General features: G+C 41.8%; 11 protein-coding genes. All 11 read left to right on the top strand.

All coding sequences use genetic code 11. From position 1 onward, the window contains the following. Nucleotides 1–223 precede the first annotated feature (223 nt). The 11 genes from LSG31_RS23040 (at nt 224) to LSG31_RS22990 (ending at nt 12,426) form a co-directional block, all read left to right on the top strand. Nucleotides 224–1,144: a proline dehydrogenase family protein gene (locus LSG31_RS23040; protein ID WP_347439587.1), complete on the top strand. Its 921-nt coding sequence runs from the start codon at nt 224–226 to the stop codon at nt 1,142–1,144. Nucleotides 1,145–1,270: 126 nt separating this feature from the next. After that, complete coding sequence (gene pruA / locus LSG31_RS23035; protein ID WP_347437372.1) at nt 1,271–2,815, top strand: L-glutamate gamma-semialdehyde dehydrogenase; 1,545 nt, start codon at nt 1,271–1,273, stop codon at nt 2,813–2,815. Nucleotides 2,816–3,134: 319 nt separating this feature from the next. After that, nucleotides 3,135–3,929 carry an IclR family transcriptional regulator gene (locus LSG31_RS23030; protein WP_347437371.1) on the top strand — a complete coding sequence of 265 codons (795 nt, stop codon included), beginning with the start codon at nt 3,135–3,137 and terminating at the stop codon, nt 3,927–3,929. Between the two features lie 345 nt (nt 3,930–4,274). Continuing rightward, complete coding sequence (locus tag LSG31_RS23025) at nt 4,275–5,405, top strand: mandelate racemase/muconate lactonizing enzyme family protein (RefSeq protein WP_347437370.1); 1,131 nt, start codon at nt 4,275–4,277, stop codon at nt 5,403–5,405. 29 nt (nt 5,406–5,434) lie between these two features. Next, a complete protein-coding gene (locus tag LSG31_RS23020; protein ID WP_347437369.1) occupies nt 5,435–6,454 on the top strand; it encodes a zinc-dependent alcohol dehydrogenase in 1,020 nt (339 codons plus the stop codon). Between the two features lie 69 nt (nt 6,455–6,523). Beyond that, nucleotides 6,524–7,291, top strand: a complete 768-nt coding sequence (locus LSG31_RS23015) for an SDR family oxidoreductase (protein ID WP_347437368.1) — start codon at nt 6,524–6,526, stop codon at nt 7,289–7,291. Between the two features lie 28 nt (nt 7,292–7,319). Beyond that, the gene (locus LSG31_RS23010) at nt 7,320–8,264 is read left to right on the top strand and encodes a sugar kinase (protein ID WP_347437367.1); all 945 of its coding nucleotides are present in this window, start codon (nt 7,320–7,322) and stop codon (nt 8,262–8,264) included. A gap of 20 nt (nt 8,265–8,284) precedes the next feature. Beyond that, nucleotides 8,285–8,956, top strand: a complete 672-nt coding sequence (locus LSG31_RS23005; protein WP_347437366.1) for a bifunctional 4-hydroxy-2-oxoglutarate aldolase/2-dehydro-3-deoxy-phosphogluconate aldolase — start codon at nt 8,285–8,287, stop codon at nt 8,954–8,956. Nucleotides 8,957–9,147: 191 nt separating this feature from the next. After that, nucleotides 9,148–9,951: an IclR family transcriptional regulator gene (locus LSG31_RS23000; RefSeq protein ID WP_347437365.1), complete on the top strand. Its 804-nt coding sequence runs from the start codon at nt 9,148–9,150 to the stop codon at nt 9,949–9,951. Nucleotides 9,952–10,078: 127 nt separating this feature from the next. Next, a complete protein-coding gene (locus LSG31_RS22995) occupies nt 10,079–11,518 on the top strand; it encodes an aldehyde dehydrogenase family protein (protein WP_347439586.1) in 1,440 nt (479 codons plus the stop codon). Nucleotides 11,519–11,643: 125 nt separating this feature from the next. Then, nucleotides 11,644–12,426, top strand: coding sequence for a glucose 1-dehydrogenase (locus LSG31_RS22990; protein ID WP_347437364.1), 783 nt, complete (start codon nt 11,644–11,646; stop codon nt 12,424–12,426). Nucleotides 12,427–12,532: the final 106 nt, after the last annotated feature.

Raw genomic sequence — 12,532 nt, 5'->3', positions numbered from 1 at the left:
CAGATGTTCAAAAATTGCACATATACATGAGCGGACATATGTAAGAGACATATGTAAGCGGCAGCACCGATCTGCAACCGGTTTCTGTTTGTATTTGGCATTGTTTGTATTTGGGTATTTCCAGCGCAACGGGCATCTGTATTTGTTCAAGGAATCAGAAGGATTGACAGGCTCGCACGGGGAAGGAAGACGGCGGGCAAAAGGGAAACGGGAAGGTGGAACCATGGAGCAGGCATTGCGTGATTTTTTCCTGTTCTTATCGAAAAATCAAACAGCCAACACGGCGGCCAAAAAATGGGGATTGCGTTTTGGGGCGAGCCGTTTTGTGGCCGGAGTGACGATTCAAGACGCGATTGATGCCGTGAGGGAATTGAACGGCAAGGGGATTCTCGCGACACTCGATCATCTGGGGGAATTTGTCTTTACGGAAGCGGAAGCGAATGAAAGTGCCGACTATTGCATGTTGACGCTGAAAGAAATTCAAAAAGCTGGAGTCAAGTCCAATCTTTCATTGAAGATGACTCAATTGGGGTTGGATATATCCAAAGATTTGTGTGTGGCCAATATGCGCCGCATTCTGGATACGGCGAAAGCGTGCAACAACTTCGTGCGGATCGATATGGAAGATTATGCACATAACGAAGTGACGCTCGATATTTTGAAACAGTTGATTGCGGAAGGTTATGACAATGTAGGGACCGTTTTGCAGGCATATCTGTACAAGACAGAGCAAGACATTGATGACCTGAATCCGCACCATCTGAATTTGCGGCTTGTCAAAGGCGCGTATAAAGAACCAAAAGAAGTGGCGTTTCCGGAGAAAGCAGATGTAGATCGCAATTATATAAAAATTATTGAAAAGCATTTAAAATACGGGAATTATGCGGCGATCGCATCACATGATGAAGCGATTATCAAGCATGTCAAACAGTTTGTAAAGACGCACAACATTCCCAAAAACCAATTCGAATTTCAGATGCTGTACGGCATTCGCACACAGTTGCAGCAGCAATTGGCCAATGAAGGGTATACAATGCGCGTCTATGTTCCATATGGGAATGACTGGTACGGATACTTCATGCGCAGGTTGGCGGAACGTCCGGCCAATGTAGGTTTTGTCATGAAGAGCATGGTGAAAAAATAGGATTTTATCGTTATCAGCATGTGTTCAAAAAGCGGTGAAGAAAGTCCTTGTGAAGCAAGACGCTATGGAGGTTTTGCCGCTTTTTGAACAGCTTCTATAAAAACAAGAGAAAGTGGGGATACAAACATGATCGTCGAATTCAAAAATGAACCGTTTACCAATTTTTCTGATCCGGCCAATAAAAAGGCCATGGAAGCTGCATTAGCCAGTGTAAAAGAGCAATTCGGCAAAGAATATCCGCTCGTGATCGGCGGCGAAAAGATTGTAACAGATAAGAAAATCAAATCCGTCAACCCTGGCAACGTGGATCAAGTTGTCGGATATGCGTCTTCAGCAAGCCGCGATTTGGCTGAACAGGCGATGCAGGCGGCGCTTGCAACGTTTGAAAGCTGGAAACTGGTAGATCCGGCGACTCGCGCAGGCTATTTATTCAAAGCGGCAGCGGAAATGCGCCGGCGCAAATATGAATTTTCTGCATGGATGATCTATGAAGCGGGCAAGAACTGGGCGGAAGCGGATGCAGACGTTGCAGAAGCGATTGATTTCCTGGAGTTTTACGGTCGTGAAATGCTGCGCTTGGCACAACCACAGCCGTTGACACGGATTTTTGGCGAAGAAAACCGTTTGACCTATATTCCTTTGGGTGTTGGCGTGATTATTCCGCCATGGAATTTCCCGTTGGCCATTATGGCTGGCATCACAACATCTGCGGTGGTATCGGGCAACACGGTTTTATTGAAGCCGGCTTCCACCACGCCGATTATCGCAGCGAAGTTTGTGGAACTGATGGAACAAATCGGTCTGCCAAAAGGCGTGATCAACTTTATTCCAGGCTCCGGCGCGGAGATTGGCGATTATCTTGTCGAACATCCCAAGACTCGTTTTATCTCTTTCACAGGCTCCCGTGAAGTAGGATTGCGGATCAATGAATTGGCATCGAAGACACAGCCGGGGCAAATCTGGATCAAGCGTTTCGTTGGAGAGTTGGGCGGAAAAGACGGGATTGTCGTCGATGCCAACGCAAACCTGGAAGAAGCGGCAAGTGCAATCGTGGCGTCTGCATTTGGTTTCCAAGGCCAAAAATGTTCGGCCGGATCCCGGGCGGTTGTTCATAAAGACGTCTATGATGTCATCGTTGAAAAAGTTGTGGAAAAAACAAAGGCGCTGCAAGCAGGACCACAGGATGAGAACTTCGCGGTGGGTCCGGTAATTGATGCAAAAGCATATGAGTCGATTTTGAATTACATCGAGATCGGCAAAGGAGAAGGCCGTCTCTTGGCTGGCGGCGGCAAAGCAGAAGGCAATGGCTACTATATTCAGCCGACTGTCATTGCGGATGTCCCGGAAGATGCGCGAATTTTCCAAGAGGAGATTTTCGGACCTGTCTTGGCGATTTCCAAAGCGGACACATTTGAAGAAGCGATCCGCATGTTCAACAACACGGAATACGGTTTGACCGGTTCCGTATTCTCCAATGACCGGGAACACCTTGAGTACGCCCGCACACACATGCATTGCGGCAACTTGTATTTCAACCGCAAATGCACAGGCGCTCTTGTCGGCGTGCACCCGTTCGGCGGCTTCAATATGTCCGGCACAGACTCGAAAGCCGGCGGCCGCGACTATCTGCTCTTGTTCACACAAGCGAAAGTCGTGAGTGAAAAGCTGTAAGACCGCAACATAACAAGGGAATGAAAAAGGAAATGGACAAAAAGGCCTGCGGAAGAGTCGATCTTCCCAGGTCTTTTTGTGTTCCATCTCTAAACGAATAAATTTTCTTGCTTTGATTACATGCAGTAATGAACCTGTTTCGTTGTACAATACTCTTGACATGTTATAGTAAATAATTTAGTATACGAAGTATTATTATTGGGATACTGTCCCAATAATATTGAATGAGTCATTTGAGTGAGTTATACTAGTAAATAGTATCCATATTGAATAAGAAATAGTTGTGAAATAAAATTATGTTTTAAAATGAGGTTTTATTATGCAAAAGGATGAACAATTAAAAACAAACTCAACGTTGGAAAGGGCTTTACTTTTATTAGAGTGTCTTTCGCTTGCTGATGGAAAGATAGGAGTCAGAGAATTAGCTGAAGCTGTTCGCTTACCCAAAAGCACAACACATAGAATATTGGATACATTAGTACTGGCAGGATTTGTAGAACAAGATCCTATAACGGAAAAATATTCTATTGGTCTTAAAGCAATCGAAATAGGAATGTCGGGATTAAAAAATGTTGATTTGGTTGATGCCGCAATCCCACATACCAGGGATCTTGTGGCTCTGACAAAGCAAACCTCATTTTTGGCAGTTTTTAATGAGGGAGAGATTGTATATATTTACAAGACGGAAGGGACGTCATCCGTTATAACAAATGCGAATTTAGGTACAAGAAATCCCGTACACTGTACTGGACTTGGAAAAGCAATTATGGCTTATTTCTCTTTGGAAGATGTTGAAAAAATCATCAGCCAAAAGGGGTTGAAGCAGTATACAAAGACTACCATTATTGATCGTCAGCAATTTTTAGAGGAACTTAGTAAAATCAGGCAAACAGGAATTGCCTTTAATTATGAAGAGTATGATGAAGGCCTGAGTTCAATTGCAGCCCCCATTTTTAATTTTACTGGTCATGTTGTTGCTGCAATCAGTGTAGCCGGACCGACCGACAGAATCTATGATGAGCAAGAATATATCTCTAATCTTGTCAAGGAAAAAAGTATTCTTATTTCCAAAAGACTAGGCTTTGTTTCAACAATGCGTTCATCCATTTTATAGAAGTTATGTTACGAAATACAGCAGAACCTCCAATCCCACTTTCATTGTGGTTTTGGAGGTTTTTTCGTTCTAGTTTTGGGACCATTTCATTCGGTGTCGGCCTTCGGGGAAAGCCACTTTTTTTGTTGTGGGATACATGTCTGAGTTGATAGAAAAAAATAAATATTGACTAAAGATATGCATTGTTATACCATAAAAACGGAACATAATTCCGTTATAATGGTAATATAAATAAAAATAGAAATTATATTCCGTTTTATATTATTTAGTAACGGGGAAATTTTCAATTTGCAAAATATTTAAACGCTCGATCTGACAGGTTTTAGGAAAAGGAGACTTTAAAACATGTCGAATGCAAGAAATATTATTGATGTAGTTACCGAATTTTACCGAATTCCGTTGGCAGAACAAATGGGCGATGCTAAACATGGGATTCACACACACTTTGAATTGGTAATCGTAAAGATCATTCTTGAAAGCGGTAACCAAGGAGTCGGCTATACGTATACCGGAGGGGTTGGTGGCAGAGCGATTTGCAATCTGATCGAACACGATTTAAGGCCTTTTCTTTTAGGAAAAGATGCAAGTTGTATTGAAAAGATTTGGGAAGAAATGAACTGGAAAATACATTATGTTGGAAGAGGTGGAATAGCTTCGTTTGCAATTTCCGCTATAGACATTGCTTTGTGGGATTTACGCGCGAAAAAGGCGGAAGAACCATTATGGAGGTTATTGGGTGGGACCAGCAATAACACCAAGGCTTATGCAGGTGCAATTGATTTGAATTTTCCTATGGAAAAGCTCCTGAAAAATATTCAAGGCTACTTGGATAGCGGGTTCCGTGCCGTAAAAATCAAGTTGGGACAAGAACGGTTGGAAGAGGATATAGAACGTGTTGCAGCTGTACGTGCTTTAATTGGTTCGGATATCGTATTTATGGTAGATGCAAACATGAAGTGGTCAATTGCAACAGCGATAAAAGCAGCATGGATGCTGAAAGAGTTTGATATTTTCTGGCTTGAAGAACCGACCATTCCTGATGATTATGATGGATATCATCGGATTGCGAAAGAGGGCGGGGTGGCTATTGCCGCAGGAGAAAATTTTCATACAATATATGAATTCCAGAACATGATTACTCGTGGTAATATTGATTTCCCACAACCGGATGCTTCCAATATTGGTGGAATTACAGGGTGGCTGAAAGTCGCGCATTTGGCTCATGTGCATAATTTGCCTGTTTGCACACATGGAATGCAGGAGCTTCATGTCAGTTTGATGTCGGCGATGCCGCATGCATCGTATTTAGAAGTACACAGTTTTCCAATTGATAGATATACTACACGACCACTTGTTTTGGAAAACGGGAAGGCAGTAGCTCCTGATACTCCAGGAATTGGTGTGGAATTCCGTCGGGATCTTTTACAAGAATATAAAACGGAATTTTTAACGGATAAGATAGCTGTGAATCGATAGAAAAGGATTCTGAAGTGGAGGAATTTTAAATGAAAGCGGCTTTTTATGAGGGAGATAAAAAGATCCGTATAGGAGAGTGCACTTGTATTGAGCCTGAAGATAATGAAGTGCAAATAAAAGTCTCCTATGCTGGAATTTGCGGAACCGATTTACATATATACCTTGGACATATGGATAAAAGAGTTAAGTTTCCTCAGATTATGGGTCATGAAATGTCCGGAGTAGTTCATGCACTGGGAGGAGAAGTGAAGCATATTGCAGTTGGAGATCGTGTAACGGTAATGCCGTTAGATCCCTGTGGAAAATGTCAAGCTTGTCTATCCGGTCATAGTCATATTTGTAAAAATTTAAAATTTTTAGGAATTGAAACACCGGGAGCCTTTCAAACCTATTGGACTGTGCCTGCATTTGCGGTTTTCCCAATACCGGATCAATTGCCAATGGAGCATGGTGCTTTAATAGAACCCTTGGCAGTAGCCTGCCATGATGTTCGAATTGGAGATGTGAAGAAAGGAGAGTACGCTGTAGTACTTGGTGGGGGCCCAATCGGAACACTTATCGCATTGGTTGCCAAAGAAGCGGGTGCCAGGGTTTTGGTATCGGAAATTAATCCTTTCCGCTTGGAATTACTGAAGGAACTAGGTATGGATACGATAAATCCTAAAGAGAAGGATCTTGTAGAGTATGTGAATCTTCAAACACAAGGAACAGGTGCTGATGTAGTGTTCGAGGTAACCTCCTCGGCAACTGGTGCTGAAGTTATGACACAGCTTCCACGTACAAGAGGAAGAATTGTGGTTGTAGCGATTTTTAGCCAACCTCCTAAAGTTGATCTGCATCGTTTCTTTTGGAGAGAATTAAAACTGTTAGGGGCAAGAGTATATGAACGAGAAGATTTTGAGAAAGCAATTCAGTTAGCAGCGGCGGGAAAATTACCATTAGATCGGGTAATTTCTGAAATTTATCCATTAGAAGACTTGGAAAAAGGTTTTAAGCAAATGGAAAGCGGCGGCCAAGCTATGAAAATTTTACTTAGCTGCTCCCGATAAAATCCGATACTGGTATTGGTAAATTAGAAAAATCTAAAAAATTCAATTGAATAAATGGGAGACAAGAATATGGGTGTACTTGATTTGTTTAAGCTCGAAGGAAAAGCTGCGCTAGTCACGGGAGCAAAACGTGGTATCGGAAAAGCAATGGCGCTTGCTTTAGCGGAAGCTGGTGCGGATATCATTGGAGTTAGTGCATCTTTAGAACCTGAAAGTGAAATTGAAAAAGAAATCAATAGACTGGGACGTAAATTTAAAGGTTACTCCTGTGATTTTTCGGATCGGAATAAACTTTATGAATGGATTCATGAATTAAAAGATAAGCACCCAATGATTGATATTTTAGTAAATAACGCTGGCACTATCTTACGAAAACCTGCAACTGAACACCCAGATGAATACTGGGATAAGGTCATGAATGTTAATATTGACGCCCAGTTTATCTTAAGCAGGGAAATTGGAAGAGATATGGTAGCTCGAGGCTCGGGCAAAATTATCTTTACTGCATCACTTCTCACGTTTCAAGGCGGAATTACGGTGCCCGGTTATGCAGCGAGCAAGGGTGCTATCGGGCAATTAACAAAGGCGCTTGCAAATGAATGGGCAAGTAAAGGAGTACAAGTGAACGCAATAGCTCCAGGCTATATTGCAACAGATAACAATACAGCCTTAAGGAACGATCCCGAAAGATTCGAGACGATTTCAACACGCATCCCGGCAGGCAGATGGGGGAAACCGGAAGATCTAAAAGGTCTTGTAGTTTTTCTGGCATCAGAAGCCTCCAATTATATAAATGGAGAAATAGTGGTAGTTGACGGAGGTTGGCTTGCCAGATAGATAGATTTCTAAAGATGGAGTGAGAATATTGGATGTCGTTACATTTGGCGAAACTATGGTGCTCTTTACATCTGAATCCGTAGGCCCGCTGCGTTATGTCACAAGATTTGAAAAAGCGATTGGTGGAGCGGAATCCAATGTGGCGATTGCTTTGGCGCGATTAGGCCATCAAGTTGGATGGGTCGGAAGATTGGGTGATGATGAATTTGGATTGTATGTACGTAATTACATACGAGGGGAAGGAGTTGATACTTCTCGGGTAATTTTTGACAAAAATCACCCGACTGCCGTGTTTTTTAAAGAGCGGCAGGCAGGCAGAGAATCAAAAGTTTACTATTATCGCAAAAATTCAGCTGCCAGTTTCATGACAGAACATGACTTGGATGAGAATTATATAGCGCAGGCCAAATATTTGCATCTTACAGGGATAACCCCAGCTCTGAGTAGTTCTTGTAGGGATTCCGTTTATAGGGCAATTCAATTAGCAAAAAAGAATCGTCTGATCATTGTATTTGATCCTAACATCCGATTAAAACTTTGGTCCAAAAAAGAAGCTGGAACTGTATTGACGGATATTGCGAGCCAATGTGACATTATTCTTCCAGGGCTTGAAGAAGGTGAAATTATGACGGGGGAAAGAATTCCTGAAAAGATTTCTGAAACGTTTTTGCAGAATGGTGCCAAAGCAGTTGTAGTTAAACTTGGGGATAAGGGGGCTTTTTGCGCTACATCTGATAACGAGGAATATGTTGCTGCTGCTCCAGTTAAGCAAATTGTAGATCCAATAGGAGCTGGAGATGGGTTTGCTGCTGGATTTTTATCAGGACTCATACGGGGATGGTCTCTTCGGCAAGCTGTCGCATTAGGCAACAAGGTAGGCGCTTTTGCACTCACTGTAGCTGGTGATGTAGAAGGGTATCCATATTGGGATCAGGTAGATCCAGGCTTGAAAAATGAAGAGGTATTTCGATAGTAGAAGAAAGGAAATTCAATATGTTACCCAAAGTAAAACTATTGCAAAAAATGGTTGAAAGCGGAGTTATTGCTGTTATTCGCCGAATGCCAGCAGATAAAATTGATCAAATCGCAAAAAGTCTGGTTGAAGGGGGAGTTACCGCACTTGAAGTAACTATAGATTCTCCTTTGGCTTTCGAAATCATTCATAGACTTTCCAAACGTTTTGAGAATCACGCCGTTGTTGGAGCCGGGACGGTTATCGATTGTGAATCAGCGTATATGGCGATTCATAATGGAGCTGACTTTGTTTTTTGTCCCAGTCTACATGAAGGTGTAATAAGAACAACGCTGCGTTACGGAAAAGTAGTGGTACCGGGTGTGATGACACCAACCGAAATGATTACTGCGGTTGAATGGGGAGCAGATCTTGTTAAAGTTTTTCCTGCCGGTGGTCTTGGTGTTAAGTATATAAAAGATATTAAAGCACCGTTTTCGCATATACCTATTATTCCGACCGGCGGGGTGAATCTGGAAAATGTAGATTCATTTATAGAAGCAGGAGTAGCTGCAGTTGGAATCGGTGGAAAGCTGATCGATTCACAGGCGGTAAAAGATTCAAATTTTGATAAAATAACAAAAACAGCTATCCAATTTGTTAATGCAGTCCAAGCAGCGAGGTTACGTATTTGGCATGATTGCAATCTTTAGAAAGTTGGTAAAACAAATAAAATTTTTAAAATGATCTATTGACATAGTGTTCTATTAAAAATAATATATAAATATAAAAACGGAATGATATCCCGAAAAATTATCAAATAAAATAAAAATTGGTTTTTTATTCTGGATTAAATGCTGTACTGGATTATTATTCATTATTCTACAGGTATGGAGGTGATGGTGTGACGTTTAAAGACCACAATCCAGATGGTCAACGAAATACGGCAATCGATAAGACTCTTTCCATTCTTGAAATGGTGGCAAGTACCGAAGAGGGGATTGCGTTAGCCGAACTGGCTAAGCGGTTGGATATGCCAAAAAGTACTGTACACCGTCTCATGGAAACTTTAAAGTCTCGTGATTATGTTGAATACGATCCGGCAAATGAGAAGTACATAGTTGGTTTGAGAGCGGTTGAAATTGGAGTATCCGGTTTAATGAATCTAGAGTCAGTGGATGTTGCGAAACCTTATTTATCAGATTTGGCATTATCGACAGGCGAAACATCCTTTTTCGCAGTTTATAACAATGGTGAAATTGTATATCTCTACAAAACAGAAGGAACACGATCGATTCGTACAACTGCTCAATTGGGAATGAGAAAACCTGTTCATTGCACTGGTCTTGGGAAAGCAATTCTTTCAAGTTTCTCAGTGGAAGAAGTCGATAAGATACTGAATGTAAAAGGAATGTCTAAGTTTACCGAGAGGACAATAACAAGTCGCAGAGAGTTTCATGAAGAACTGAGCAGAGTACGACTGAATGGGTATGCTGTAGATAGAGAAGAGACGGAAATCGGACTAACTTGTTTCGCTGTCCCGATTTACAACTATACTGGACGGGCGATTGGTGGAATTAGTATCGCAGGGCCAAACGTTCGGATGTTTGAGAATCAAAAGGCGTTTGTTCAGAAACTAAAGGATGCAGCTTTGCATATATCCAGGCGACTTGGATTTGTTCCAAGCATGCGAGTGTATGGCACTTAGTAAATAGAGTCGAAGAGTATTGCTGTGAAAGATTCTATTCATACCAATTTTTATATTTAACTTTAAAGGAAATTGAAAGCGTTGTCTTTCGAACCGTAAAAAAGAAAGGTGATGAATCATTTTGAAAATGATTATAAATGGCCAATATCGAGATGCGCGTAACGGAGAGACAATACCTGTATACAACCCGGCTTCGATGGAAGTTATTGATTCAGTACCATTAGCTTCGGCAGAAGATGTTGAAGAGGCATTGGATCATGCGCAAAAAGGTAAAGTTGTTTGGGCAAAAACACCGATACATAAACGATCGGAAATTTTAATCCGGTTTTCTGAATTATTGCAAGTACATCGTGCGGAGTTAGCGGATACTTTATGTCGCGAAGTAGGAAAAACACTTGAGCAGGCAGGGCTTGAAATTGATACCGGAACTCGTTTGTTCCGCGGTTTTGCCGAAAAAGTAAAGTCCTTGTACGGACAGACAGTACCGTTAGATTCTCAAGCAGGGCTCGAGCGCGACGTATTGTTGACTCGTCACGAGCCGATTGGTGTATTGGCCGGAATCTTGCCTTTCAACTTTCCAATTGACCTTTTTTCGCACAAAGTAGCTCCGGCGTTAGCTGCAGGAAATGCGGTCATTATCAAGCCGGCATTAGAAGCGCCTTTGACTGTGATTAAAGTAACCGAGCTGCTGCATGAAGCTGGAGTGCCAGGCAACGTGATGCAAGTAATCACGGGTGATGGTCAACTGGTTGGTGACATTCTAGCTGGCAGTCCGAAAGTTGATCTTATCAGTTTCACTGGAAGTACGAATACTGGTATTAAAGTAGCACAAAATGGCGCAAAACATTTGTCACGAGTATTTCTTGAATTAGGTGGCAATGACCCGTTAATCGTGTTTGACGATGCTGATCTCGATGAAGCAGTGCAACATGCTGTAGTTGGCCGTACATGGGCAAACGGTCAATGTTGCTGTGCAAATAAACGTTTGATTGTTCAGCAATCTGTAATGGATGAATTTACACATAAATTGTTGAAAGCTATTGCTGAATATACTGTGGGAAATCCACTTGATCAAACAACCAAGGTTGGTCCATTAATTACCGAAAAAGCTGCGAATACTGTCAAACAACAGGTGGAACAAACCGTTCAAGCAGGCGCACAAGTATTATACGGTGGCGAACGATTTGGCCAATGCTTTTATTCACCTACAGTTTTGGGGAATGTTACACCGGATATGGAAGTAGCAAGGGATATGGAGATATTCGGACCGGTTTTTCCGCTTATCAGCTTCACAACAGATGAAGAAGCGATTCAAATTGCAAATAACTCCATTTATGGACTCAATGGTTCCGTCTTTACGAAAAATATCAATCGCGCGATCAATGCATCATTTGGGATTCAATCAGGAGTTATATCCGTAAACGGATCTGGGTTGTACCGCCCAGATGCAGCGCAGTTTGGCGGATATAAGATGAGTGGACTTGGTCGTGAAGGTTTAACGATTACACTCGAGGAAATGACGCAAGTAAAAACTGTTGTATTACGGAATGCTCTCAACATTCAATAATTACATGATGCATGATAAATAGTGTCAATATATTAGCAAATCAATTCGATTATTATTAAATCTACTAATAATTTGAAGTGTTTAAATTAGAAAAAAACATGAATTTAGAAGCGGAGGATATGGCAATGAGTAAACCATTAAGCGGAAAAGTAGCAGTTGTAACAGGTGGGGGTCAAGGTATTGGTCGGGCAATCAGTTTAAGGCTCGCCCGGGATGGTGCTGATGTAGCGGTTTTGGATCTTAAGGAAGAAAATGCTGCGGCGGTCGCCAAAGAAATTCGCGAGTTAGGGCAAAAATCAATGAGTTTGCAAGTAGATGTACGAGATCGAGAAGCAGTACGTTCGGTAATTGATCAGGTTATAGCCGAGTTTGGAAAGATTGACCGTCTCGTTAATAATGCTGGAGTAGGTATTTTTAATCCGATTTTTGAGATTACCGAACAAGAATTGGATCTTCAATTTGATGTAAATGTAAAAGGATTATTCTTCGCTTTGCAGGCAGCAGCAGAACATATGGTGAAACGAGGTACGGGCAAAATTGTAAACTTGGCTTCTCAGGCTGGACGCCGAGGGGAAGACATGGCATTGTCCTATTGCATGAGTAAAGCAGCAGTGATTAGTGTTACACAGTCAGCGGCACTAGCTTTAGCACCACATAAAATCAATGTAAATGCTGTAGCTCCTGGCGTAGTAGATACCCCATTTTGGGTAGAAGTCGATAAGAAATTTGCAAAATTAAGAGGATTGCCTGAAGGAGAGCCAAAACGTCAGGCTGTTGCAGCAATTCCATTAGGACGAATCGAACAACCCGAAGATGTAGCGAATGTTGTTGCGTTCCTTTGTGGTCCGGATTCTGACTATATGACTGGTCAAACAGTAAACGTTGACGGTGGAAATGTTCTTAGCTAATTTTAATGTGAAATTAAAATAACTGTTTGTAATAATTCTTTAATAGACCTGAAAAGATTTTAACTGGTATTTACACTAAGATGACTTTGTAGCAAAAGATTTGGAC

Source organism: Fodinisporobacter ferrooxydans, assembly GCF_022818495.1.
In the GTDB taxonomy this organism is placed as follows: domain Bacteria; phylum Bacillota; class Bacilli; order Tumebacillales; family MYW30-H2; genus Fodinisporobacter; species Fodinisporobacter ferrooxydans.
This window is presented reverse-complemented; position numbering and strand designations above follow the sequence as displayed.

Coding starts and splice junctions, on each gene's coding strand:
- pruA (WP_347437372.1), top strand. CDS start 1,271: ATGATCGTCGAATTCAAAAATGAACCGTTTACCAATTTTTCTGATCCG.
- LSG31_RS23005 (WP_347437366.1), top strand. CDS start 8,285: ATGTTACCCAAAGTAAAACTATTGCAAAAAATGGTTGAAAGCGGAGTT.
- LSG31_RS23040 (WP_347439587.1), top strand. CDS start 224: ATGGAGCAGGCATTGCGTGATTTTTTCCTGTTCTTATCGAAAAATCAA.
- LSG31_RS23020 (WP_347437369.1), top strand. CDS start 5,435: ATGAAAGCGGCTTTTTATGAGGGAGATAAAAAGATCCGTATAGGAGAG.
- LSG31_RS23025 (WP_347437370.1), top strand. CDS start 4,275: ATGTCGAATGCAAGAAATATTATTGATGTAGTTACCGAATTTTACCGA.
- LSG31_RS22990 (WP_347437364.1), top strand. CDS start 11,644: ATGAGTAAACCATTAAGCGGAAAAGTAGCAGTTGTAACAGGTGGGGGT.
- LSG31_RS23030 (WP_347437371.1), top strand. CDS start 3,135: ATGCAAAAGGATGAACAATTAAAAACAAACTCAACGTTGGAAAGGGCT.
- LSG31_RS23015 (WP_347437368.1), top strand. CDS start 6,524: ATGGGTGTACTTGATTTGTTTAAGCTCGAAGGAAAAGCTGCGCTAGTC.
- LSG31_RS22995 (WP_347439586.1), top strand. CDS start 10,079: ATGATTATAAATGGCCAATATCGAGATGCGCGTAACGGAGAGACAATA.